Origin of the sequence: Billgrantia ethanolica (assembly GCF_021404305.1) — a bacterium.
GTDB classification, from domain to species: domain Bacteria; phylum Pseudomonadota; class Gammaproteobacteria; order Pseudomonadales; family Halomonadaceae; genus Halomonas; species Halomonas ethanolica.
Map to the genome: position 1 here is coordinate 406,404 of NZ_JABFTX010000003.1, position 23,815 is coordinate 430,218.

The following is a 23,815-nucleotide window of genomic DNA, read 5'->3' on the forward strand; positions in this document are numbered from 1 at the left end:
TTCACGTTCAGAACCAAGTTGACACTGCTGACCTTGCTGCCTCTTTTGATACTTAGTGCAGGTGTGACGTTTCTTGCCATTCATCAGAGTGCGCGATTGAGCGGGGCGCAGTCGGAAATCCTCAAGGACGGATTGCTGGAAGCCAAGCGGGCTGAACTCAAGAACTACATGGAACTCGCCTACACGGCGATTCGAGACATCTACGAGGACCCCGAGCTGGCGGTAGACGTAGCGCAAAGGCTGGTAACGGATGCCTTTCACCGCATGGAGTACGGCTCCGACGGTTACTTCTTCGTCTATGACTACGATGGGCTGAACATCGTCCACCCGCGGCTCGAGCATCTGGTCGGGCAGGACCTGTGGAACTTTCGTGACGAGGATGGCAAGTTCCTGATCCAGCGGCTCATCGAACAAGCCCAGGAAGGCGGCGGCTTCACCGAATATCGTTGGGACAAGCCTTCAGGCGGCGAATCGGTACTCAAGCTGAGCTACTCCATCGCCCTGGAGAAGTGGGGCTGGATGGTGGGAACGGGGCTCTACCTGGATGACATCGAACAGGTGGTCGGCCAGATGGAGCATCACATGGTGGAGAACGCCCGCCGGACCATCCTGCTGATGGCCTTCTTTACCGTTTCCTGTCTGCTCGTCATCGCCGTGATCGGTCTGGCGGTCAACCTTAGTGAAGCGCGGGTGGCGAATCGCCGGCTGGTCACGATGGCGCAGAAGACCTTCAGCTTCCTGGAGAAGGAGCGGCGGCGGATTTCCCGCGAGCTGCACGATGGCATCAATCAGCTGCTGGTATCGGCACGCTTCAAGCTCGAGCGCATCGACGATGCGCTGGGGCGCGGCGATCATGTCGATGCATCATCCGCCCTGGCGGCGACCGACCGCATTCTGGAAAGGGGCATTCAGGATCTGCGGCGGCTGGCCTATGACCTACGCCCCAGCGTGCTCGACGACCTGGGCCTGGTGGCGGCCCTGGAGAGCCTGTGTTCGGACCTGGTGGAACGCAAACCCCTCCGTATTCACTTCGAGTCCAACCTCGACAGCGGCGAATGCCAGCCGGTACTGGCCACGGCGCTGTATCGCATCACTCAGGAAAGCCTGCACAACATCGAAAAGCATGCCGGTAACGTTAGCCAGGTCAGGGTGAGGCTGCGCCGCCGCCGCGGCTGGGTCTATCTCGAGATCGCCGATGACGGCGAGGGCTTCAGCTGGCGCGCCGAGCAGAGCCATGAGCAGGGTGGGGCTGGTATGGGACTACGCAACATCCAGGATCGGGTGGATCTGCTGGGTGGGCGCCTGACGATCGAGGCGGCCCCCGGCAAGGGCGTGCGCATTCTCATCAAGGTGCCGTTTCAGCGCGCCACCGGAACGAGTCGGGAGAGAGTCGATGGCAGGGCCTATACGCGTACTTTTGGCGGACGACCATCCGCTGGTGCTGGAGGGGCTGCGCTACCGGCTGGAGGCGCAGCCGGGCATTGAGCTCGTCGGCGAGGCGAGTTCGGGCGAGGAGCTGCTGTCGCTGGCTCAGGCGCTGGCGCCGGACGTGGTGGTGACGGACATCACCATGCCCGGCTTGTCCGGCCTCGAAGCGTGCAAGATCCTGCATGACACCTGTCCCGAGATTCGCGTGCTGGTGCTCACCATGCACGACAACGAGGAGTACATTCGCCGCGCGGTGGCCTGTGGCGCGGCCGGCTACGTGCTCAAGGACGCCTCGGCCGAGCAGATGGTATTCGCCCTGCGCGAGGTGGCCGGCGGGCGCAGCCATTTCGGCTCCGGCGTGTCCCGAGTGCTGCTGGAGGAGAAGCAGGAGCGCCTGACCCCGCGCGAGACGGCCATCCTCAAGCTGATGTTCGAGGGCATGAGCAGTCGTGACATCGGTGAGGCGCTGAGCATCAGCACCCGCACGGTGGAGTCGCACCGCAGCAACATCTACCGCAAGCTCAACACCAACTCGCTGGCGGGCCTGTTTCGCTACGCGATGCGCCATGGCCTGGTCGAGTTGGAGTGATGGCGTCAGTCGTCTGCCGCCTGGGCGCGTAGCCAGGCGATCTCCTCGGCCCAGATCTCGGGCTCGATGGTTTCCAGCACCATGGGTATTTCGTCGATGCGCGGGTCGCGCATGATGGTGGTGAAGGCATCGAGGCCGATGTTGCCCTGGCCCAGGCTGTGGTGGCGGTCGACGCGGCTGGCGTATTCGCTCTTGGCGTCGTTGAGGTGCATGCCGCGCAGGTATTCGAAGCCGACCACCTTGCCGAACTCGTCGAGGGTGGCGGTACACGCCTCGGGCGTGCGCAGGTCGTAGCCGGCGGCAAAGGCGTGGCAGGTGTCGATGCATACGCCGACCCGCGACTTGTCGTCGACCTGCTCGATGATCTCGGCCAGATGCTCGAAGCGCCAGCCCAGGTTGGTGCCCTGGCCGGCGGTGTTCTCGATCACCGCGACGACGCCGCGGGTCTCGGCCAGGGCATGGTTGATCGAGTCGGCGATACGGGTCAGGCACTCGCTCTCGCTGATCTTCTTCAAGTGGCTGCCGGGGTGGAAGTTGAGCAGGGTGAGGCCGAGCTGCTCGCAGCGCTGCATTTCGTCCAGAAAGGCGGCACGCGACTTCTCCAGTCCTGCCTTGTCCGGGTGGCCGAGGTTGATCAGGTAGCTGTCGTGGGGGAGGATCTGGCCGGGGCCGAAGCCGTGCTCCTGGCAGGCGCTGCGAAAGGCCTCGATGGTAGCGTCGTCGAGAGGCTTGGCACGCCACTGGCGCTGGTTCTTGGTGAATAGGGCGAAGGCGTCGGCACCGATCTCGACGGCGCGCAGCACGGCCTGGTCGGGTCCGCCGGCGGCACTGACGTGGGCGCCAAGGTATTTCATCTGTCCTCTCCGTGGGTTGGCTGACGCCACTACGATAGCACGCCGGGTCTCCACCTCGCCTGCCGCCCTCGCCCCGCCCGCTTCTAAAGCGCCCAGGCCCTGCTAGGCTCAAGTCAGAGCCCGCTGGAGACGCCGTATGCTGCCGCTGTTACTGCTTGCCTTGAGCGATGTACCCGGACCGGACCCTGTGGCCGAGGCGCTGGCGCGCATCGACTCGCTCTCCGGCTATCGCCTGACCCTGCGCAGCCAGGGTAGCGGTGGCGAGGAGATCATTCATTACAGCTACCGGCGTCCCGGCGACGTGCGCATGGACATGGAGTCGCCCTATCGCGGCGCGGTGCTGATCTATCGCCACGATACGGGCAAGGTCCAACTGTGGCCCTTCGGTTCACCGGGACGGCGCCCGGCACTCTCGCTGCGGCCCACCAACCGTATGGTGCGCAGCTCGCAAGGTCATCGCGTGGACCAGTCGGACGTCGGCACGCTGCTGCGCAACGTCCAGCGTCTGCAGCTGCATGGCAGTACGCGTCGCCTGGAGCCGGCGACCCACGAAGGCCGACCGGTGCAGCATGTGGTGGTGGAGGCCGAGCCCGGTCGGGCCGTGCACGAGGTGGCGCGCTACGATCTGTGGCTCGATGAGGAGACGCTGTTTCCGCTGCGGGTGGCGAGCTACGACCGGCAGGGGCAGCGCATGGAGAGTGTGCTGCTGGAAAACGTTCAGCTCGACCCCGACTTTCCGGCCGACCACTTCGATCCCTAGGCCATGGCGAGATTCGAGTTCGTTACCGACTGGCACTTCGAGGCGCCGATCGAAGCGGTCTTCGATGCCCTCACCGACTCGCTGCGCTGGCCCGAGTGGTGGCCCGGGCTGGTGGACGTTGAGCAGCGTGAGCCCGGTGACGAGGGCGGCATCGGTCGGGTGCAGCGCTTCGTCTGGAAGAGCCATCTGGGCTATTACCTGAGTTTCGACATTCGCATCACCCGCGTTTGCGAGCCCTGCCTGATCGAGGGCGTGGCCGATGGCGACGTGGCCGGCATCGGCCGCTGGCGGCTGTGCGAGGAGAGCGGGGGTACCAGAGTGCACTATCTATGGCAGGTGCGAACGGTGCGGCCCTGGATGAGCCTGTTGGCCGGTGTGGCACGTCCGCTGGTGGTCTGGAACCACCATGCCATGATGCGAGGAGGCCAGAAGGGGTTGGCCAGACATCTCGGCGGTGCCAAGGCACAGCCGGCAGACGAGATGGAAAGCGTTCCATCAAGAGGGCGTTGGTAGTCATTAGGGGAAAAGGTATGCTTGTTGGAGTCGTCCAGAAATTGCCGTAGAGATGCCATGAAGGGCTCACACAACCATATCGATGATGGGAGCTCCACCGAAGAGACGCATGGCGGCGGCTCTTGCGGCGACCCCGGTGATCGTCTTCGTCGTGAACTCGAAGAGGCACGCGAGGAGATCGCGCATCTCAAACGTACCCTGCATCGCGTTCAGCAGATCGCTCGTTTGGGCTACTGGCGAGCCAGCCTGAAGGCCAACGAACTCTACTGGTCCGAGGTGACCTACGACATCTTCGGCGTCGACCCCGAGACATTTACCCCCAGCATTCGTGCCTTCAAGGCCATGGTTCATCCCGATGACCTGGAAAGCGTCGAAGCCAGCATGCGGCGTGCCGAGCAGGACGGCAGCCATGACGTAGTGCATCGCATCATTCGGCCCGACGGCGAGATTCGCTGGGTGCACGAGCTGGCCGATTACGTGCCCGAGGGCGATGACCAGATCCTGATCGGCACGGTGCGTGACATCACCGAGCAGAAGAAGCTCGAGCTGCGCCTGCGTCAGCTTTCACGTACCGACGAACTCACCGGCCTGTTCAACCGCCGCTACTTCATGCAGCGCCTGCTGCAGGAGCTGGCCCGCTATCGTCGCTACGGCAGACCGACCTCGGTGGTGCTGTTCGACTTCGATCACTTCAAGCGCATCAACGACACCCATGGCCATCCGGCCGGCGATCAGGTGTTGGTGAAGGTGAGCAAGCTGCTGCGGGAACGACTACGCACGAACGACATTCCGGCGCGGCTCGGCGGCGAGGAGTTCGCTCTGCTGCTGCCGGAAACCGGCCTCGAGGAAGCCGTCGGGGTGGCGGAGAAGGTGCGTCAGCTTGTGCTCGAGCAGGCGTTCACCTCGGAGGAGGGGCATCGCTTCGAAGCCTCGATCACCTGTGGCGTGTCGGCGTTTCACGGTGCCGAGGAAACGGTCGAGGCGATCCTGCATCGTGCCGATCAGAATCTCTACCAGGGCAAGCGTACGGGGCGCAATCGGGTCATCTCGGATGAATGGGATAGCTGACAGGGGGCTGTCGTCCACGTCTGCCGGCATCGGGCAGACCGACTGGCTGGCCGATGCGCTGGGCTTGGCGCTGGCAGAAGGCTCGCCCCAGCCGCTGGCCACGCGTCTCTATCATCAGCTGCGCGAGTGGATCCAGACGGGACGCCTGGTTTGCGGCCAGCGACTGCCCTCATCGCGTCAGTTGGCTGGCGAGCTGGGGCTGGGGCGCAACACGGTGCTGGCCGCCTTCGATCAGCTGCTGGCCGAGGGCTTCCTGGTGACGCGCCATGGATCGGGCACCTTCGTTGCCGACCTGGCTTTCCCATGTACCACTCAATCAGCCGCCCAGCCGGCAATAGCGGTTGGGCTCACCACGTCGCACACGCTACCGGCTCGAGCGGATGCGCCGTCGCTCTCTTCGCGCGGCACGTCGCTGCTGGCGTTCTGCCATGCCAGCCAGGAGCGCCCCATCCTGGCCCCTGGTGTGCCGGCACTGGATCGTTTCCCTCATGACCCGTGGCAGCGGCTGGTACGCCGCCACCAGCAGCGCATGCCGCAGGACTGGCTGGCCTATCAGGCCCAGGGCGGCGTGCCGACGCTGCGCGAGGCACTGGCCGACTATCTGCAGCTCTCGCGCTCGGTGCGCTGTCGCCCCGAGCAGATTCTCATCGTGCAGGGGGCGCAGCAGGGCTTCGAGCTGATCGCCAGGCTGCTCAGCGACCCCGGCGACAAGGTATGGATCGAGGAGCCGGGCTACCCTGGCGCTCAGGCCTGCTTCGCGGCTGCCGGACTCGATTTGCAGGCGGTGCCGGTGGATGACGAAGGCATCAGCGTAGCGGCTGCGGCGAACGCCGAGAGTCCGAGACTGATCTATGTGACGCCCTCGCATCAATACCCCAGCGGCGTGACCATGAGTCTGTCCCGTCGCTTGGCGCTGCTGGAAGCCGCGGAGCGGCACGGCGCCTGGATCGTCGAGGACGACTACGACAGCGAGTTTCGCTACGGGCAGCGTCCCATCGCCGCCCTGCAGGGGCTCGTCGACGATAGCCGTGTCATCTACGTAGGCACCTTCAGCAAGGTGATGTATCCCGGGCTGCGCCTGGGCTACGTGGTACTGCCCGAGCCCTTGGTCGAGCCGTTCCGCCGGGCCAACGCGCGGCTTCACCGCGAAGGGCAGTACCCGGTACAGGCGGCCTTGGCGGAGTTCATCGTCGGCGGCCAGTTCTCTCGTCACATCCGGCGCATGCGTGACTGCTACCGTCGGCGTCAGGCGCGGCTGCGCAAGGCCCTGGCCCCCGCCGTGGCGCGTGGCCTGCGCCTTTCCGACGGGCAGGCGGGGATGCATCTCGTTGCCTGGCTCGACGAGGCGGAACATGAGCGGGAGCTGCTCCGGCGGGGAGAGGAGCAGGGCATCTCGCTGTCGCCGCTGTCGAGTTATTACCTCAAGGCACCCGCTCGCCCCGGTCTGGTGCTGGGCTATGCCGGTACCGTGGAGGCCGAGCTCGAGCAGGCCGGGTGCTGGCTGGCTCGCGAATGGCTGAACCTAGGCTGACAGCGCCGATAGCGACGACCTCTGACGACCCTCGTCATCGAAGTTGTCCGATGCGAGCCAGCACCCAAGCTGCGCTTCGACGGCGGGCCATTCGCCGTCGAGCAGCGAGAACCAGGAGGTGTCGCGGTTGCGTCTATTGACTACACGGTGCTGACGGAAGATCCCTTCGAAGCGAAAGCCCAGGCGTTCGGCGGCACGCCGCGAGGCGGCATTGAGCGCATCGCACTTCCATTCGTAACGCCGGTAGCCCAGGGCAAAGGCGTTGCGCATCAGCAACAGCATGGCTTCGGTGGCCGCCGGCGTCTGTCGCAGCGGTGGCGTGAAATGAATATGGCCGACCTCGATACTGCCATGTTCCGGCACGATGTTGAGATAGCTGGCCATCCCCAGGGCCCGCTCGGATGTCGCTTCGACGATGGCGAAGAAGAGCGGATCCTCGCTGTGCGCACACTCGGCCAGCCAGGCATGACACTGCTCGGCATCGCTGAACGGCATGCCGCCGGAATAGGCCCAGCGTGCTTGTGGTGTGTCGTGGGGACCCTCACCGGGCAATAGAAAGGCGGCAAACAGCGAATCGCCATGGTGCTCTGCCGACAGCGGTTCGAGGCGAACCCGTTCTCCCTGTAGAGGGGTTCGCTGCGGCCGGCTTGCCGGCTGCCAGCCAGGCAGGGCGACACCGATGGGGCGGCCGTCTACGGGTTGCGTGCTCATGCCTGCAGCTCCTCGTCTGTCAGTTTCTGCATGTAGCGCCATAGCTGGCGCGCCTGCGGGTCGGTGCTCTGCGCCAGGGCCGCTTCTACCCCTTCCTGATCGGCCCGGGAGCGCTGTCGGCCGAGCTTGGCCTTGCCCTCGAGCGCTTCGATGCGCAGGCGAAATCCGACCACGCCGGCCTGCATCTTCTCCAGGTAGTCGTGCTCACGGCCCAGCGAATCGAGCAGGGCGGGTTCGAAGTGGGCCAGGCTGCGCTCGAGAAGCTCCCGCGTGGCCGCGGCGTCCAGCAGCTCCAGGCTCCCCGTGGCGTGCACGGCCAGGTAGTTCCAGGTGGGCACGGCAGGCCGGCTGGCGTACCAGCTCGGTGAGACATAGGCGTGGGGCCCGCTGAAGATCGCCAGCGCCCGGTTGCCGTCCAGCGCTCGCCAGTGAGGATTGGCTCGGGCGAAGTGGCCGTAGAGCGAACCGAGCTCGCCTTCGCTTCGTTCCAGCGTCAGGGGCAGGTGGGTAGCCTGCAGATCGGCGCCGACCAGCACGGCGAAGCCGTAGCGCTCGACCAGCGCCCAGGCCTGCTCGCGCGTCAGCCGCATCGATGGGGGAACGTACATGGCGCCTCCGCTCAGTCCTGGTCTGCCTGGGTGTCGAACAGCAGACCGTAGTGATAGAAGGTGGTATCGCGCTGCCAGCCGAGCGATTCGTAGAGCGCCTGGGCGGTGCGGTTGTCGATCTCGGTGGCGAGCTTGAGATGGCCGACGCCATGGGCTCGGGCGAGCTCCCTGGCGGCCTGCATCAGGGCGCGCCCGACGCCGCTGCGACGACCCTCGGGGGCGACGAACAGATCGTTGAGCAGCCACAGCGGAGCCAGGCGCACGGTGGAAAGCAGGGGGTAGAGCTGTAAGAAACCCTGCAGTTCTCCCTGGCTGCCGGTATCGACCAGGATGTAGGAGTCGCCGCGCTCCAGGCGCGCCTGCAGGAACTGCCGGGCGCCTTCGAGATCGGGCGCCTGGCGGTAGAACTGCCGGTAGCCGTCGAGCAGTTGGCTGAGTGGCTCCAGGTCGTTAAGGGTGGCTTGGCGAATGGTCATGGGTGGCTCCTCTGCGTTGCGAAGGAAACACTGCACAAATGCCTGCGCGAGCGAATCACTGCGTTGCGCGGTGCCGAAGCGTCGGACCGTCGGAATCCTCACATATACCCCATATGCTCCGGTTGACTCGCAGCCTGCGGCTTCTCGCCCCTTCGGGGCCAGCCTACGGCTGTTTGTCGCTTCGCTTGGTACTGTGCTCCGTGCGCCTTGTGCTTCATCCCGCTCGTCGATTTGTTCAGCGCTTCCCGAAGGGTGAGGGCCAGTGTGGTATGAATCTGGTTCCTTGCTAAGGGCCAGTTCGGCGTCATTCAGGAGAACCACTTTGCGTTGGCAGGGAGGTTGCAAAAAACACCGGCGATCGGCCATGAGCGGGCTAGAATGGAGCGATGACTCTCTCGACCGAACGCCGTCACACGGGCGGCATGACCCCAGCCGCCGAGACGACGCTGCGCCTGCCCTATCGGCCCCCCTACGACTGGCAGGCGATACTCGACTTTCTGGCCCGGCGCGCTATTGCCGGCCTGGAGCGTATCGATGGCGAGACCTATCACCGCCTCTTCCTCGAACAGGGAGCGGTGGGCTCCGTGAGTGTCACTCACGCTCCGGCCGATACGTCGCTGCATGTCACGCTGCGTCTGCCCGAGTCTATCGATCCGTCCACTGTCGTCGCGCGGCTGCAGCGGCTCTTCGACCTGCAGGCGGACCCCGAGGCGATACGCCAGGGGCTCGGCCGCGATCCTACCCTGGCGCCATTGGTCGCGCGCCGTCCGGGACTGCGGGTGCCGGGCGGCTGGGACCCTTTCGAAGTCGCCGCACGCGCGATACTCGGCCAGCAAGTCAGCGTCGATGCCGCCACCCGGCTTGCCGGGCGCCTGGTCGAACGCCTGGGCGAGCGGCTGACAGCGCCGTTCGCTCCAGGGCTCGACCGGCTGTTCCCCGTACCCGAGCGCTTCACCTTCGCCGAGATCAAGGCCCTCGGCATGCCCAGCGCACGCGCCAACGCCCTGGCGGGACTGGCCTCGGCCTACCGCGAGCAGCCGCAGCTGTTCGAGCGGCGTGGCGACCTTGACGACAGCGTGGCGCAGCTGTGCGCGCTGCCCGGTATCGGTGCCTGGACGGCGCACTACATCGCCATGCGCGGGCTGCGGGAGAGCGATGCTTTCTTGCCTTCGGACGTGGCCGTACAGCGGGCACTGGCGGAGCAGGACAAACGCCCCTCGCCGCGTGAGCTGCTCGCCCGCGCCGAGGCCTGGCGGCCCTGGCGTGCCTATGCCGTGATGCACCTGTGGCATGCCGATGCGGCAACGACACAGGCAAAAGCGAGCGAGACAGGCTAAAGCGAGACAGGCCAATAGAGAGACAGGCCAATAGCGAGACAGGAGAGACACGATGCAACTCTGGCTTGATCTGATGCCGTCGCCAGTGGGCGAACTGAGTCTGGTCGGCGACGAGCAGGGGGCTCTGCGAGCGCTGGAGTTCGACAGCAACGACGAGCGCCTGCATCGCCTGCTGGCGCGTCACTATCGCGATTACCGTCTCTCCAAGGGCAGAGCGCCCTTGCTCGTTCGTGAGGCCCTGAAAGCCTACTTCGCCGGCGACCCGTCCCATCTCGATGCGCTGCCGGTGGCCACCGGCGGTACCGAGTTCCAGCGTCTGGTGTGGCAGGCGCTGCGCGGCATTCCATTCGGCACCACCATCAGCTACGGCGAGCTGGCCGCCAGGATAGGACGGCCCGGGGCCAGCCGCGCCGTGGGCCTGGCCAATGGCGCCAACCCGATCTCCATCGTGGTGCCCTGCCATCGGGTGATCGGCGCCAACGGTACCCTGACCGGCTATGGCGGCGGGTTGCCGCGCAAGCGCTGGCTGGTGGAGCATGAGCGGGGGCTGGTGCAGGGCGAGTTGTTCCAAGGAGAGCTGGCGCTTCCCTAGCCCAGCCGGGCCGGCTCAGGATTCGTCCGACAACCCTTCCAACAGCTTGCCGAGCAGTTCGCTCAATGTTTCCTGCTCTTCGCGGCTCAGGGCGGCGAGCATCCTGGCCTCGTTGTCGACGTGCTCTGGGATCATGCGCTCCATCAGCGCCAGACCTTTGTCGGTCAGCGAGACCAGCGTGCCGCGGCGATCCTCGGGGTTCGGCGAGCGCACGATCAGGCCCGCCTTCTCCAGCCGGTCCAGCCGGCTGGTCATGCCACCCGATGAGATCATCAGCGTCTCGAACAGCTGCGTCGGCCCCAGGCGATAGGGGGGGCCCGCGCGGCGCAGCGTCGCCAGCACGTCGAACTCCCCGGCCTGCAGGCCATGTGACTTGAAAAAGACCTGCAACCGCTCTTGGGTGAGCAACTGCGTGGTCTTCAGATACCCCACCACCTCCATCGGCAACAGGTCGAGTTCGGGCATTTCGCGCTGCCATTGCGCAACGGCGTGCTTGACACGGTTCATGTGCGTATTTATCTTTCTATCAAGATACTTTTCGGCAAGATTCTTGTTGCCGCGCTATAGGAGTCGATCATGACCAATTCCACGCTATCGAGCAACCGTACCGGCTGGTATGCCCTGGGCTGCCTGCTGCTGGTCGGCAGCCTGCTGGCGCTTTCGCTAGCCGTGGCCAAGCTTGCCGACGACGCCGGCGCACCGCGCCTTGGTTTCCTGATGGTGGCGGTCACCGGCGCTGGCGTACTGCTGCTGGTACTGGCGGCGGTACAACGCCAGCCGATGAAGCTCGACCGGCGCATCATCGAGTACGCGCTGGTGTCGGGTGCGCTGTTTGCCTTGCCCAATGCGTTGGGTTTCCTGGCGGTACGCCACGTGGGGGCGGGTTTCGTTTCGCTCAGCTTCGCCTTTCCGATCCTCGTGACCTGGGTGCTGGCGCTAGGCTTGGGCATGGAGCGCATGAACCTGCTGCGACTGAGCGGTGTGCTGCTGGGGCTCTCGGGCGGGGTGCTGCTGGCGTGGGCCAAGGCGGGCGGCATGTCGGGTGCCCAGGGCTGGGTCATGCTGGTTCTGGCGATTCCCTTGATCATCGCGCTGGGCAATATCTACCGCACCCTGCGCTGGCCCGGCGAGGCGGGGCCGGTCTATCTCGCCGCTCTGATGCTGCTGGGTGGCGCCCTGGCGCTTGCGCCCTTCGTGCTGGCCTTCGAGGCGCGTCAATTCGCTCAGCTGCTCGGCTCTGCCGACGTGCTCCGGCTGCTGTTCGCCGAGGTCGCCGTCTTCACCGTGCTCTACGTCTTCTACTTCGTACTGCAGAAGATCGCAGGCCCCGTCTATCTCAGCCAGATCGGCATGGTGGCGGCGCTGGTCGGCACCCTGATCGCCGTCTTGCTGCTGGGTGAGTCGGTGCCGCCCTTCCTTGGCCTGGCGGGGGTGCTGGTGGCCCTCGGTGCCGCGCTGTTCCACCGTGGCGCTTCGCACCACACGTCACCGCCGACGCTGGCCGTGGCGAAACCTTGAACCGGGAGAACATCATGTCCGTCATGGAAGCCCTGCACTGGCGCTATGCCGCCAAGCGCATGAATGGAAGAAAGGTGGCGCGAGACGCGCTGGATAACATCCTCGATGCGGCGCACCTGGCGCCATCCTCCTACGGCCTTCAGCCCTACAGCGTGCTGGTGATCGAAACGCCGGCACTGCGCGAGCGCATCCGGCGTACAGCCTGCGACCAGCCCCAGATCAGCGAATGCTCCCATCTGTTGATCTTTGCCGCCTGGTCCGAGGTGGATGGACGGCATGTGGATGAGCTGATCGAACTGACAGCCGCCTCCCGCGGCCTCGACCCGAAAGAGCTGGAAGGGTATCGGCAGGCACTGCATGACGCCGTCGCCGGCTTCGCCACGCCGGAGGCTCGGCAGCAGTGGGCGGCTCGGCAGGCCTATATTGCCCTGGGCACGGCCTTGACCGTTGCCGCAGCGCAGCGAGTCGATGCCTCGCCGATGGAAGGGTTCGATCCTGCCGCGCTGGACGCCCTGCTGGGGCTCGAAGAGCAGGGCCTGCGCAGTGTGGTGCTGCTGGCGCTGGGGTATCGCGATACCGAACAGGATCGTCTGGCCGGGCAAGCCAAGGTGCGCTGGCCCAGGGAGCGATTCGTGGTGGAGTTGAGCGGGGCCTAGACGCTACCTTCCTTTTCGATCACCAGCACCCGGGCTTCGCCGACTGGGCTTGCGACATGCTCGGTACCTACCGAGGCATAGAAGATATCGCCCACTTCCAGCAGTTGGCTATGCTCGACACCTTCGCAGCGATAGCGCATTTCCACCTGGCCATCGAGGACCACGAAGACTTCCTCGCCGTCGTTGATGTGCCAGCGGTAGGGCTGGTCGGTCCAGTGCAGGCGGGTGGTGATGCCATTCATGTTGGCGATGTCCTGAGCGCCCCAGGCGCGCTCGGCGGTAAAGTCCCGACTGCGGGTAATTTTCATGAATTGAATTCCTTGGAGTCAGTCCGAGTTTTTCAGCCGTATCGATGCAGAGTTTAAGCGGAGTTACTGCTTCTTTCTGCTATATTTTTTTGGTTGAAGATGCCGCGGTGTTTCAAAACACCCCATTAATAATAACCAAGTCATTTTATTTATAGCGAAACTTTATAATGCTCGATCTCCTGCTGCTCCGTAGCTTCGTGTCGGTCGTCGAAGAGAGAAGCTTTACGGCTGCCGCCAACCGGCTGCACCTGACTCAGCCCGCCATCAGCGGACACCTGCGCCGCCTGGAGTCTCAACTGGGCAAGGCGTTGCTCGAACGAACCACCCGCAGCGTTCAACTGACACCGGATGGAGAACGCCTGCTGGGCTATGCACGTGCGATCCTGGCGTTGAACCGGGATGCCATGGAAGAGATTTCCCGCTCTGCCGATCAGCGCAGCATACGCTTGGGAGTGTCAGAGGACTTCGCCAATGAACGCTTGCTCACGCTATTGAAGCGTTTCATGCATTGCCACCCCGCTGTGGATATCGAAGTCCGTGTCGGCATCCCAGGGGAATTGCTCGGTGCCATGCGTCAGGGTTACGTCGATATGGTGCTTGGGGCGCAATGTGACGAGCCTGTCACGGGAACCCGCCTATGGCAGGAACCCTTGGTGTGGGCTTGGAGTGAACGGGCGGAACAAGAGCTGCCTTCGCCCCTGCCTCTGGCGCTTTTCCCTGAGCCCTGCCCCTATCGTGAAATCGCCTTGGCTCAACTGGCCATGGCGGGCATCGCCCAGCGCACTGCCATGCTGTGCATGAGCGGGGCGGGTCTGCATGTCGCTGCCGCCACCGGGTTTGCCGTCGCACCCATGCCGGCTAGCCAATTGAAGCCGGGGCTGATCGCCTTGTCCGCAGAGCATGGGTTGCCGGAATTGCCTGCCGCGGAAATCATGCTGGTCAGCGAAGCGAGTCATTCAGAACGGGGCCTGTCGAAGGCATTGGCGGATGCCCTGTTGGAGGGCATGCGGCCGGTTCGAGCGGTCGAGACTGCCTGATTCGTGATGTTCATCAGCACGCCCTGTCGATTCGTGGCGTGCTGGTTCGATCCCTTATCAGGCAGCCATGCGGCTGCGCTTATCAGGAGAACTGCCATGCAATACATGCTGATGTGCTGTATCGACGAGGCGCTGTGGAACGGCCTGCCCGATGCCGAACGCGATGCCGTCATGACCGATTACCACGCCCTGATCCAGGAGATGGTCACCAGCGGACACTACCGCGGAGGGGCTCGGCTGCAGTCGGTGGAGTCGGCCACCACGCTGCGCGAGCAGAATGGCAAGACGGTGATGCTGGACGGTCCCTTTGCCGAGAGCCGCGAGCAACTGGGCGGCTTTCACGTGGTGGAGTGTCGTGACCTGGATGAGGCCTTGGCGCTGGCCCGGCGCATTCCGCCGTTGCGGGTCGGCGGCTCGGTGGAGGTGAGGCCGGTGGATCCCGCCTATCGATTGTGAGGACTGCGTGTCTCTGGATGAGCTGTATCGCCGTGGGTATGGCCACGTGCTGGCCAGCCTGATTCGCCGCTTCGGTCACTTCGAGCTGGCCGAGGATGCCGTGCAGGCGGCCTTCGAGGCGGCGATGGTGCAGTGGCCGGCCGAGGGCTGGCCACCGAATCCGACCTCGTGGCTGATTGCCACCGCGCGCCACAAGGTGGTCGATCAGTTGCGCCACCAACAGATGCGCGAGCGCAAGGGCGACGAGCTGCGTCAGCACTTGGAGCTGCTGCTCGACAACGACCTCGAAGCCGAACCTCTCGACAGCCTGCGCCTGATCTTCGCCTGCTGTCATCCGGCTCTGGCACGGCCCGCCCAGGTGGCGCTGACACTGCACACCCTGGGCGGGCTGCGTACCGAGGAGATCGCCCGGGCCTTCATGGTACCGGTGCCGACCCTGGCCCAGCGCCTGGTACGGGCCAAGGCCAAGATTCGCGATGCCGGCATTCCCTTCGAGGTGCCCGACGACACCGCCTTGGACGAGCGCCTGGAGCCGGTACTGGCAGTGATCTACCTGATCTTCAACGAAGGTTATGCGGCCAGCTTCGGCGACGACTGGGTGCGCGGCGACCTGTGCCGTGAGGCGATTCGCCTGGGGCGCATGCTGGTGCAGCTGCTGCCGGCGGAGCACGAGGCGCGGGGTTTGCTGGCGCTGATGCTGCTGCATCATGCCCGGCGCGATACGCGTACCGACGCGGCCGGTGACATCGTGCTGCTGGACGAGCAGGATCGCTCGCGCTGGCATGCCGACGAGATCAAGGAGGGCAGTGCCCATGTGGGTATCGCGCTGCGTGGCGGCCTGCCCGGTGGCTACGCGGTGCAGGCCGCCATCGCCGCGCTGCACGCCGAGGCGGCGACTCCCGCAGACACCGACTGGCGGCGCATCGCTGCGCTCTACAGCCTGCTTTACGCCATTCAGCCTACGCCGGTGGTAGCGCTCAATCGGGCTGTGGCGGTGGCCATGGCCGACGGGCTGGAAGCGGGCCTGGAGCTGCTCGACAAGATTCACCTGCCCGGCTATCACCTGCTGCCCGCCACGCGCGCCGACCTGCTGCGTCGGCTGGGGCGCCATGGCGAGGCGGCCGAGCAGTACCGCCAGGCCCTGGCACTGGTGACCCAGGGCGCCGAACGGCGCTTTCTCGAGCGTCGTCTACAGGAGGTCGTGACGCAACGCTGCGATGTCGATTTCGCATTGGTCGGCTCGAAGAAGGCATGAGCCCATGTCGGGCGCAGTGCCAACCACAGGAGGCAAGATCATGAGCTACGTCGATGGATTCATTTTACCGGTGCCTGAAGGCAATCTCGATGCTTACATGGAGATGGCTCGACGAGCAGGGGAGGTCTGGCGCGATCACGGCGCGCTGGAATATGTGGAATGCGTGGCCGATGACGTCAAGCCGGGGGTGCATACCTCCTTCCCCCAGAGCGTCAAGCTCGAACCGGGGGAGACGGTGATCTTCTCCTGGATTCTCTACGCCTCGCGGGAGGAGCGCGACCGCATCAATGCCAAGGTGATGGAAGACCCGCGCATGGCAGACATGATGGATCCGGCCAACCACCCCTTCGATGGCAAGCGCATGATCTGGGGTGGTTTTCGTGAGGTGCTGAGGCTGCCTTGAGGAAGCGTCAGACCAGCCAGGCCACGGTGAGCCCGGCCGTGGCCGAGGCCAGCAGCGGGCCTACCAGGCAACGCGTCAGGCGGGCATTCCCTGCGCTGAAGGTCAGCACGACCTTGAACAGATTGTTCACCGCAGCGGCCAGCACGATACCCATCACGGCGGTGGTGGGTGTGATGGTGTTCGTGGCCATGCGGCCCAGCGACAGGGCGATGGCATGCACATCGGCGATGCCGGCGGTGGCAGCAAGCAGGTAGACGCCGGCATCCCCAAGCCAGGCGCGTAACCATTCGCCCATGACCATGACCGCCGCCAGCAGGGCGCCCAGCAGCAGCGCGGCGCGCAGCTCCAGCGGGTTCTGGTTCATCGGACGTTCCGCCTTGATGTCGTGGCGGTGGCGGCGCCACAGCCACAGCGCCGGCAGGAAGAGGGCCAGCCCCATGGCCGCGAGTGGTGCCAGCATCTGAGGCAGCATGGCCGGACCGACGAGGGCGGCATAGAGCAGCAGGCGGGGCAGCATGGTGCCGCAGGCCAGCAGAATGCCGGCGGCGAGCATCGGAGAGAACTGGGGTTCACGACGCGCCTGCCGGGCATACTGCAGGGTCAGGGCGGTGGAGGAGCTCAGCCCGGCGAACAGGCCGGTGAACAGGATGCCCTTTTCGGTGCCACCGAGTCGCACAGCAAAGTAACCGATGAACGAGATCGAGGCGATCAGTACCACCAGCCACCAGATCTCATAGGGGTTGAGCACGCCGCCGGGGCCCATGTCCTCGTTGGGCAACAGCGGCAGTACCACCACGCTGATCAGCAGGAGCTTCAAGGCGGCATCCAGCTCGTTGGCGTGAAGCTTGTGCAGCAGCCCGTGAATCTCGCGCTTGTTGTCGAGAATCAGCGCCGTGACCACGGCACAGGCCGTCGCCAGTGCGATATCCACGGCAACCGCCAGGGCACCGAAGCAGAAGGTCAACAGCAGCCCGATCAGGCCGGTGATGCTGTAGTCGCCGCTCTTCTCCATGCTGGCCCGATAGCCGGCCAGCGCAATGACGGCGACCGCCAGGAAGATCAATGGAAAGGCCTAAGGCGTGAGTACCTCCGAGAGCAGCGCGGCCACGCCACCGAACAGGCCGATCAGCGCATGGGTGCGTACCCCGGCCACGCGTTCGCCGGACTCCCGTTCGCGGGCGGACCAGCCTCGTTCGATACCGATCAGGGCCCCCAGCAGCAACGCCACGGCAAGCTCCATGAGTATCATGGTTATCTGCAAGAAAATCGCGAGCAATACCGTCCATCGATTTTTTCTTCTCTGGAATATCACCTTCAGAGTGGAACGTCGTATCGCACTGAGCAAACTCCTCGGCCGTTAGCTGTCTTCTCGCAAGTGCAGTGTCATCAGTCCGTTACGTAATCCATTCATACTCCCGTGCTGGTTCGGCGAGCCATAACAGGGCAGAATTCTGCCCTCGAACCACCATTTCCTTGCTGTGAGCGTGCCCATGCCCCCCGTTAACGAAACGCCCCATCAGGTTCCCTTCCGCGAGGCCGTGATGGTCTGGCTGCGCGTGGCCATGCTCAGCTTCGGCGGCCCGGCGGGGCAGATAGCAGTGATGCACCGCATCCTCGTCGAGGAGAAGAAGTGGATCGGTGAGAAGCGTTTTCTGCATGCGCTCAACTACTGCATGATGCTGCCAGGGCCGGAGGCCCAGCAGTTGGCCATCTACATCGGTTGGCTGATGCACCGCACCAAGGGCGGTCTGGTGGCGGGCAGCCTGTTCGTGCTGCCCGGCTTCATCGCCATCCTGGCGCTGAGCTACCTCTATGCCACGCTGGGCAACGTGGGCCTGGTGGCGGGGCTCTTCTTCGGCCTCAAGGCGGCCGTACTGGCGGTGGTGCTCCACGCCGTGGTGCGCATCGGCAAGCGCGCACTGCGTAACCGGGTGATGATCGGCCTGGCGGCGGCAGCCTTCGTGGGGATTTTCTTTCTCGAGATCGCCTTCCCGCTGATTATCCTGGGAGCCGCCTTGATCGGTTTCTGGGGCGGCAAGCGCGGCATGACGGCTTTCCAGGCGGGCGGCGGCCACGGCGATGGCGGCGGGCCGGGGCTGAGCGACCGCGACTCGCTGCTCGGCGAGGGGCTGCCGGCCCATGCGCGCCCCAACCGCAGCTGGTCACTGCGCGTCTCGGCGATCTTCCTGCTGCTGTGGCTGACGCCGGTGGCGCTGCTGCTGGTCACACTGGGCGGCGACAACGTCTTCAGCCAGATCGCCACCTTCTTCAGCAAGATGGCGGTAGTCACCTTCGGCGGCGCCTATGCGGTACTGGGCTACGTGACCCAGGAGGCGGTGCAGAACTACGGCTGGCTGGCCCCCGGCGAGATGCTCGACGGCCTGGGCATGGCCGAGACCACGCCGGGGCCGCTGATCCAGGTGGTGCAGTTCGTCGGCTTCATGGGTGCCTATCGCGAGGCGACCGGGCTCGATCCCATGGTTGCGGCTACCCTGGCGGCGGTGCTCACCACCTGGGTGACCTTCGTACCCTGCTTCCTGTGGATCTTCCTCGGTGCCCCTTACGTGGAGCGGCTGCGTGACAACCGTGCCCTCAGTGCCGCGCTGTCGGCCATTACCGCCGCGGTGGTGGGCGTGATCCTCAACCTGGCGATCTGGTTCGGTCTCCACGTGATCTTTGCCGAAGTCGCCGAACGGCACCTGCTCGGGGTGCGCCTGCTGATTCCTCAGCTCGGCACGTTGGATCCTCTGGCCCTGCTGCTGGCTGCCGGGGCCATGGCCGCCATCTTCCACTTCAAGATCGGCATGCTGAAGGTGCTGGGTGGCTGTGCGCTGTTGGGTGTGCTGTTCTCTTTGGTTTTCTAGACGCTGGCGGGGCAGGAGGAGTAACGGCATGGCAGGCCGGCGCCATGGGTGCCATGCTGAACCCATGACCTGCAGCCTAGCCGGAGAAAGCTATGTCGTTGCCAAAACTCGGGAGTTATCTGCTGTCGTTGCTGTGCGGTGTCGCGCTGCTGGCGGCATCGTTGGGTACCGCCAACGCACGGGAGCTCGCTGCCGAGATTGACGAGATGGTCGAAGTAGAGATCGCCACGGTTGGGGTGGCCGGCTTCGGTGGTCCACCCGTGGTGCTGCTTCGGGAGCCGGGGGCTCGCGAGGTGATTCCCATCTTCATTGGCGTCAACGAGGCCGGTGCCATCCTGCGCGGCCTCGCCGGAGAGCGTTCGCCGCGGCCCATGACCCACGATCTGCTGAGCGACGTACTGGGCGAGATGGAAGCCACCCTGGAGCGCGTCTACGTCGATGCCATCGTCGACCATACCTTTCTCGGCATGCTCGAACTCAGCCTGCCGGGGCGCGACGAGAGGATCCGCATCGACAGCCGCCCCAGCGATGCCATCGCTCTGGCCATCCATGCCGGGGCGAGCATTCATGTTGCACCTCAGGTGCTCGAGGCGGCGCGTGACATCGAGTACGAAGGTCTGGACGATCAGGTGGTGGTGGCGCTCGGCATCACCGTTGCACCGGCCACCGATGACCTGCGCGAAGCGCTGGGGTTGCCCGACCAGCCTGGTGTGCTGGTCAGTGACGTGCGCGGCCCAGCGGCCGAGGCCGGCCTGGAGCCGGGCGCGCTGCTGCTGGAAGTGAACGGTGAGGTGCCCGAGACGCCGCTGCGCTATCTCGAGCTGGTGCGCGACACGGCCGTGGACGAAGACGCCCGGCTGCGCTACTGGCAGCAGGGCGAGGAACACGAGATCGAGGTCACTACTGACGTACCACCGCGTGAGCCCATGCCGCGGCCGAGGCAGGACGTGCCCGGCATTCGCACCTGAGACCTCAAAAGAAACCTTTTAGGTGAATTATATTGCTCTAATTATAATTAATTAACTTTTCCTAAAGTTATATATGCTGAGGCCGTTATCTGTCTTGAGGCCGCGATTTTTTCATTGGATATTTGGCTAGGGTGAAACGTGAGTTAGGGTTTTTTGCACTTTTGTGATGACGTCGGAATCCATTTCTGACGACTTTTGCTAGAGCGCCATCCTGATCGAATAGCTCATTGATGTAAATTGTCGGCAATGTATATTACATGACGCGGAGACGGCAATGACGATTACCATCAGAGCAAGGCTCATCATGTTCAGCATCATGTTCCTTGCCTTCCTGCTGTTGGTGAGTGGGTTTGGGCTAAGCGGAATGAACACTAGTAACCGCGCTATCCAGACCGTGTACGAAGATAGACTCATTCCTACTATTCAGCTAACAAGAATCGATGAGCTAATGCGTGAGAATCTCATTGCCATGAGTCAAATAGTGTTGAATGATCCTCGATTAGATCGGGGCGGTGAAGAGGCCCGTTCATTTGGCGACATACAAGCCGACATCGAGAACAATGCCGAAGAGATAGAAGCCACTTGGCAAGCGTTCACCGCGCATCGACTGACAAATGAAGAACGTCAGCTCGCTGAAATATTCGAAACCCGTCAGGGAGAGTTTGTTGCCACAGGGCTCGAGCCGGCACTGGAGTACTATGCGGATGGTGATTTTGCGGCCGGTAATCGCGTATACCAGCAGCTTACGCTCCCTCTCTTCCAGGCTGCCAACGATGTGGCTCATGAATTGATCGACTTGCAAGCGGCAGTTGCTCAGGATGAATTTTCCAGCGCCCTGGATTATTACGTATTTGAGAGGAATCTGATCATTGGCGCCTTTCTTCTCGCTTTGCTGGTTTCGGTTGGTATGAGCTGGTGGTTGATTCGCGCCATCGGGCAGCCGCTCAAGCGAATGATGGAGCATTTCTCGCTCATGGCCAAAGGCGATCTCAGCCAGCCTATCGTGACCGGAGCGAAGGACGAGGTAGGGCTTGCCTTGAGAGCACTGGCTGACATGCAGGAACAGCAGCGAGAGCTGATCGTCTCGATTCAACAGTCGGCAGGAAACATTGCTACGGGTTCAGGGCAGATAGCCTCGGGAAATACCGATCTTTCTCAGCGAACCGAAGAGCAGGCTTCCAGTCTGCAGGAAACCGCTACCAGCATGGAGCAGGTTGCCGCTACGGTGAAGCAGAATACCGAGCATGCGGCACAGGCGAACCAACTGACACGTCAGGTGAGCCAGAGTGCAGAAACCGGGGGTGAAAAGGCCGAATTGGTGGCGGGAAAGATGCGTGAACTCAACGAAAGTTCGCAGAAGATCAGTGGCATCATCGAAGTCATAGATGGCATTGCTTTCCAAACCAATATCCTCGCCCTCAACGCCTCGGTAGAAGCGGCTCGTGCCGGCGAGCAGGGCCGTGGTTTTGCCGTCGTTGCGCAGGAAGTGCGCAATCTGGCGCAGCGCTGTGCCGATGCGGCGCAGGAGATTCAGTCACGGGTGGATCAGAATGCCGGGATCGTCAAGGAAGGAAGCTTGCTGGTCGATGAGGCAGGTACGGCAATGGATGAGATCGTTGCAGGCGTAAAGCGTGTGTCTGAATTGATGGATGAAGTGGCGCGTGGTTCTCAGGAGCAGAATGCTGCTGTCGAGCAGGTCAGCGTTGCGGTGAATCAAATGGACCAGGTGACTCAGGACAATGCAGCTCTGGTTGAGCAGACTGCCAATGCCTCGGCGTCATTGGAGCAGCAGGCGAGGGAGCTGAGCGAAGCGGTTGCTTCCTTCAAAATTCATCGCCAGGATCCGAGTCAGGGCGCAATCTTAGGCCGTACTGTTGCCAAGAGTGCCACGGCCTTGGTCGCGCCGCCCGCTGAGCGTCATGAGCCCCGGCCGAGTCAGGCGAAGCGACAGCTAGAACCGGAGTGGGATAGCTTTTAACACGCCTTGCGAAGCGAACGGGTAGTGCAAGTGACCAGCCAGGGCGGGCATTGGCCGCCCTGGCTGCTGTCGGACCGCCTCAGAAGGTTTCCCACTCCTCCTCGGCCTGACGTGCCTGACGTGCCTGGTGCGGCTTGGGATCCGCGGCAGGGCGAGGCAGTGCGGCACGCGGCTGGGCCGCTGCGGCAGGCCGGCGCGTTGCGGCCTGAACATGACCATCCTCACCGAGCACGAAGGTGCCGATCAGCTCGTTGAGATGCTGAGCGTGGCGGCGCATCTCGTTGGCGGTGGTGCTGGTCTGCTGCACCATGGCGGCGTTCTGCTGGGTCATGGTATCCATTTCGGCCACGGCGGTGTTGATCTGGCCGATGCCGGCGTTCTGCTCCCGGGCTCCGGCGCTGATCTCGGCGATGACGTCATTGACCCTCGCCACGCTGGTCACGATCTCGCGCATGGTCTCGCCGGCACGCTGAACGATGGCGCTGCCGTCGCGGGCATGGGTCACGGAAGCGTCGATCAAGGCGCGGATTTCCCGGGCGGCTTCACCCGAACGGCTGGCCAGCGAGCGGACTTCCTGGGCCACCACGGCAAAACCGCGACCGTGCTCACCGGCCCGTGCCGCCTCGACCGAGGCGTTGAGCGCCAGGATGTTGGTCTGGAAGGCAATGCCGTCGATCAGGCTGATGATCTCGGCAATGCGCGAGGAGGAGGTGTCGATGTCGCTCATGGTGCGCTCGACCTGCTGCATCGCGGCTTCCCCTTCACGGGCGACCTGTGAGGTAGCGATGACTAGCTGATTGGCCTGTTCGGCCGATTCGGCGCTGTGGTTCACCGTGGCGGTGATCTCCTCCATCGAGGCGGAGGTCTCCTGCAGGTTGGCGGCGGCCTGTTCGGTGCGGGTGGCCAGTTCGTCGCTGCCTTGGGCAATCTCCTCGGCGGCCTGGTGCACACTGGTGGTGCTGCGCCGCACGTCGCGCAGGGTCTCCTGCATGCGCGAAACGAAGGCGTTGAACTGGGCGGCCAGCTCGCCGATCTCGTCGCGGCTCTCGATGTTCAGACGACGCGTCAAATCGCCCTGGCCCTTGGCGATGTCGCGCATCGCTTCTGCGGTGCGGCGGATGGGCTGCACGGTGCGACGTACCATCCATATGGTAACTGCCGCAACGCCCATGAAGATCAGCATACCGAGCAGAGCCGAGGTAATGATGGAGCTGCGTAGCTCGTGGGCGGCTCTTGACTCGGCACCCGCCATGGCTGCGTCGATATCGTTGACATAGACCCCGGCGCCGATCATCCAGTCCAGCTCAGGGACTGCATCGGCAAAAGAGTATTTCGGAATGATCTCGTTGGTGCCTGGGTAAGGCCAAGGATACTCGTAATAGCCGCCGCCTTGACGCGCAACCTGCACCAGATCGCGTACCAGGTAAGCACCATCGGGCGTCTGCACGCCGCTCATATCGGTGCCTTCGCGTTCGCGGCTGTATGGCAACACGATATTGGTGCCGTTGTACTCGTAGGCAAAAATATAATTATCGCCTTCAAAGCGGATGGCACGCAGGATCTCGGCGGCACGTTCGCGCTTTTCACTGTCATTGAGGGAGCGGTCTTGCAGCACCGGCTGGATGGCGGTGCGGGCACTTTCCACGACGTCGCGTACGCCGACTTGTCGGGTCTCGATGAGGAGCTGACGCTGGTGGGCGAGGTTGGTGTGGCTGTCCTTGATACGCCCGAAGGCATCGACGATAACCAGGGTGGCGGTGGTCAACAGCAGAGGGAACAGTACCAGGGCGAGGATGCGAGCCTGAAGGCTTGAGAAAAATGAGGTCTTGCTGGGAGGTTCGTTCATATGGGACTCCTTCACGGACGAAGGTAAGCGAGGGCTTGGCGGGATGCCGTTGCTTACTT

At 63.9% G+C, this 23,815-nt stretch carries 25 protein-coding genes and 1 pseudogene; 17 read left to right on the plus strand and 9 right to left on the minus strand.

The window, feature by feature from the left end; translation table 11 throughout:
• Positions 1-63 precede the first annotated feature (63 nt).
• On the plus strand, positions 64-1,485 hold the full coding sequence (locus HOP53_RS14985; RefSeq protein ID WP_234270777.1) for a cache domain-containing protein: 1,422 nt from the start codon (positions 64-66) through the stop codon (positions 1,483-1,485).
• On the plus strand, positions 1,394-2,017 hold the full coding sequence (locus HOP53_RS14990) for a response regulator (protein WP_234270778.1): 624 nt from the start codon (positions 1,394-1,396) through the stop codon (positions 2,015-2,017). Before HOP53_RS14985 ends, HOP53_RS14990 begins: the two co-directional genes overlap by 92 nt.
• 5 nt (positions 2,018-2,022) lie before the next feature.
• Here HOP53_RS14990 and nfo read toward each other — a convergent pair whose 3' ends face one another.
• Positions 2,023-2,871 carry a deoxyribonuclease IV gene (nfo, locus tag HOP53_RS14995; RefSeq protein WP_086511462.1) on the minus strand — a complete coding sequence of 283 codons (849 nt, stop codon included), beginning with the start codon at positions 2,869-2,871 and terminating at the stop codon, positions 2,023-2,025.
• Positions 2,872-3,007: 136 nt separating this feature from the next.
• On the opposite strand from nfo, the gene HOP53_RS15000 reads away from it, so the two are divergent.
• The 4 genes from HOP53_RS15000 to pdxR are packed head-to-tail and all read left to right on the plus strand — an operon-like array spanning position 3,008 to position 6,743.
• The gene (locus HOP53_RS15000; RefSeq protein WP_234270779.1) at positions 3,008-3,631 is read left to right on the plus strand and encodes a LolA family protein; all 624 of its coding nucleotides are present in this window, start codon (positions 3,008-3,010) and stop codon (positions 3,629-3,631) included.
• A gap of 3 nt (positions 3,632-3,634) precedes the next feature.
• Positions 3,635-4,144, plus strand: coding sequence for an SRPBCC family protein (locus HOP53_RS15005; RefSeq protein WP_234270780.1), 510 nt, complete (start codon positions 3,635-3,637; stop codon positions 4,142-4,144).
• 57 nt (positions 4,145-4,201) lie between these two features.
• Positions 4,202-5,212 (plus strand): GGDEF domain-containing protein, encoded by a 1,011-nt coding sequence (locus HOP53_RS15010; protein WP_234270781.1) that lies wholly within the window; start codon positions 4,202-4,204, stop codon positions 5,210-5,212.
• Positions 5,196-6,743, plus strand: coding sequence for a MocR-like pyridoxine biosynthesis transcription factor PdxR (gene pdxR / locus HOP53_RS15015; RefSeq protein WP_234270782.1), 1,548 nt, complete (start codon positions 5,196-5,198; stop codon positions 6,741-6,743). Before HOP53_RS15010 ends, pdxR begins: the two co-directional genes overlap by 17 nt.
• On the opposite strand, the gene HOP53_RS15020 is transcribed toward pdxR, so the two are convergent.
• The 3 genes from HOP53_RS15020 to HOP53_RS15030 are packed head-to-tail and all read right to left on the minus strand — an operon-like array spanning position 6,735 to position 8,538.
• Positions 6,735-7,454 carry a GNAT family N-acetyltransferase gene (locus HOP53_RS15020; RefSeq protein WP_234270783.1) on the minus strand — a complete coding sequence of 240 codons (720 nt, stop codon included), beginning with the start codon at positions 7,452-7,454 and terminating at the stop codon, positions 6,735-6,737. The two genes, pdxR and HOP53_RS15020, sit on opposite strands and share 9 nt — an antisense overlap.
• Positions 7,451-8,062 carry an FMN-binding negative transcriptional regulator gene (locus HOP53_RS15025; protein WP_234270784.1) on the minus strand — a complete coding sequence of 204 codons (612 nt, stop codon included), beginning with the start codon at positions 8,060-8,062 and terminating at the stop codon, positions 7,451-7,453. The genes HOP53_RS15020 and HOP53_RS15025 overlap by 4 nt, the downstream gene beginning before the upstream one ends.
• A gap of 11 nt (positions 8,063-8,073) precedes the next feature.
• The gene (locus HOP53_RS15030) at positions 8,074-8,538 is read right to left on the minus strand and encodes a GNAT family N-acetyltransferase (RefSeq protein WP_234270785.1); all 465 of its coding nucleotides are present in this window, start codon (positions 8,536-8,538) and stop codon (positions 8,074-8,076) included.
• Between the two features lie 386 nt (positions 8,539-8,924).
• On the opposite strand from HOP53_RS15030, the gene HOP53_RS15035 reads away from it, so the two are divergent.
• The gene (locus HOP53_RS15035; RefSeq protein WP_234270786.1) at positions 8,925-9,875 is read left to right on the plus strand and encodes a DNA-3-methyladenine glycosylase family protein; all 951 of its coding nucleotides are present in this window, start codon (positions 8,925-8,927) and stop codon (positions 9,873-9,875) included.
• Between the two features lie 52 nt (positions 9,876-9,927).
• On the plus strand, positions 9,928-10,467 hold the full coding sequence (gene ogt, locus HOP53_RS15040) for a methylated-DNA--[protein]-cysteine S-methyltransferase (protein ID WP_234270787.1): 540 nt from the start codon (positions 9,928-9,930) through the stop codon (positions 10,465-10,467).
• Positions 10,468-10,482: 15 nt separating this feature from the next.
• Here ogt and HOP53_RS15045 read toward each other — a convergent pair whose 3' ends face one another.
• The gene (locus tag HOP53_RS15045; RefSeq protein ID WP_234270788.1) at positions 10,483-10,974 is read right to left on the minus strand and encodes a MarR family winged helix-turn-helix transcriptional regulator; all 492 of its coding nucleotides are present in this window, start codon (positions 10,972-10,974) and stop codon (positions 10,483-10,485) included.
• 69 nt (positions 10,975-11,043) lie between these two features.
• On the opposite strand from HOP53_RS15045, the gene HOP53_RS15050 reads away from it, so the two are divergent.
• The gene (locus HOP53_RS15050; RefSeq protein ID WP_234270789.1) at positions 11,044-11,985 is read left to right on the plus strand and encodes a DMT family transporter; all 942 of its coding nucleotides are present in this window, start codon (positions 11,044-11,046) and stop codon (positions 11,983-11,985) included.
• Positions 11,986-11,999: 14 nt separating this feature from the next.
• The gene (locus tag HOP53_RS15055; protein ID WP_234270790.1) at positions 12,000-12,641 is read left to right on the plus strand and encodes an NAD(P)H-dependent oxidoreductase; all 642 of its coding nucleotides are present in this window, start codon (positions 12,000-12,002) and stop codon (positions 12,639-12,641) included.
• On the opposite strand, the gene HOP53_RS15060 is transcribed toward HOP53_RS15055, so the two are convergent.
• Complete coding sequence (locus HOP53_RS15060) at positions 12,638-12,949, minus strand: cupin domain-containing protein (protein WP_234246579.1); 312 nt, start codon at positions 12,947-12,949, stop codon at positions 12,638-12,640. The two genes, HOP53_RS15055 and HOP53_RS15060, sit on opposite strands and share 4 nt — an antisense overlap.
• 167 nt (positions 12,950-13,116) lie before the next feature.
• On the opposite strand from HOP53_RS15060, the gene HOP53_RS15065 reads away from it, so the two are divergent.
• From HOP53_RS15065 to HOP53_RS15080, 4 genes are all read left to right on the plus strand, one after another.
• A complete protein-coding gene (locus HOP53_RS15065; RefSeq protein ID WP_234270791.1) occupies positions 13,117-13,986 on the plus strand; it encodes a LysR family transcriptional regulator in 870 nt (289 codons plus the stop codon).
• Positions 13,987-14,082: 96 nt separating this feature from the next.
• Positions 14,083-14,442, plus strand: a complete 360-nt coding sequence (locus HOP53_RS15070) for a YciI family protein (protein WP_234270792.1) — start codon at positions 14,083-14,085, stop codon at positions 14,440-14,442.
• Positions 14,443-14,449: 7 nt separating this feature from the next.
• Positions 14,450-15,697, plus strand: a complete 1,248-nt coding sequence (locus HOP53_RS15075; RefSeq protein WP_234270793.1) for an RNA polymerase sigma factor — start codon at positions 14,450-14,452, stop codon at positions 15,695-15,697.
• A 40-nt stretch (positions 15,698-15,737) separates the two neighbouring features.
• Positions 15,738-16,100, plus strand: a complete 363-nt coding sequence (locus tag HOP53_RS15080) for a DUF1428 domain-containing protein (RefSeq protein ID WP_234270794.1) — start codon at positions 15,738-15,740, stop codon at positions 16,098-16,100.
• A 7-nt stretch (positions 16,101-16,107) separates the two neighbouring features.
• Here the strand turns inward: HOP53_RS15080 and HOP53_RS15085 are convergent, their stop codons facing one another.
• Positions 16,108-17,163 (minus strand): MgtC/SapB family protein, encoded by a 1,056-nt coding sequence (locus HOP53_RS15085; protein ID WP_234270795.1) that lies wholly within the window; start codon positions 17,161-17,163, stop codon positions 16,108-16,110.
• Positions 17,164-17,172: 9 nt separating this feature from the next.
• Positions 17,173-17,349 (minus strand): MgtC/SapB family protein, encoded by a 177-nt coding sequence (locus HOP53_RS15090; RefSeq protein WP_234270796.1) that lies wholly within the window; start codon positions 17,347-17,349, stop codon positions 17,173-17,175.
• A 241-nt stretch (positions 17,350-17,590) separates the two neighbouring features.
• Here HOP53_RS15090 and chrA point away from each other — a divergent pair, with 241 nt between their 5' ends.
• The 3 genes and pseudogenes from chrA to HOP53_RS15105 all read left to right on the plus strand — a co-directional run.
• Positions 17,591-18,964 carry a chromate efflux transporter gene (gene chrA / locus HOP53_RS15095; RefSeq protein WP_234270797.1) on the plus strand — a complete coding sequence of 458 codons (1,374 nt, stop codon included), beginning with the start codon at positions 17,591-17,593 and terminating at the stop codon, positions 18,962-18,964.
• Between the two features lie 92 nt (positions 18,965-19,056).
• Positions 19,057-19,932 carry a bifunctional nuclease domain-containing protein gene (locus HOP53_RS15100; RefSeq protein ID WP_234270798.1) on the plus strand — a complete coding sequence of 292 codons (876 nt, stop codon included), beginning with the start codon at positions 19,057-19,059 and terminating at the stop codon, positions 19,930-19,932.
• Between the two features lie 289 nt (positions 19,933-20,221).
• A pseudogene (locus HOP53_RS15105) lies at positions 20,222-21,604 on the plus strand (methyl-accepting chemotaxis protein); the annotation flags it as partial.
• 385 nt (positions 21,605-21,989) lie between these two features.
• On the opposite strand, the gene HOP53_RS15110 reads toward HOP53_RS15105, so the two are convergent.
• The gene (locus HOP53_RS15110) at positions 21,990-23,756 is read right to left on the minus strand and encodes a methyl-accepting chemotaxis protein (RefSeq protein ID WP_234270800.1); all 1,767 of its coding nucleotides are present in this window, start codon (positions 23,754-23,756) and stop codon (positions 21,990-21,992) included.
• Between the last annotated feature and the right edge of the window lie 59 nt (positions 23,757-23,815).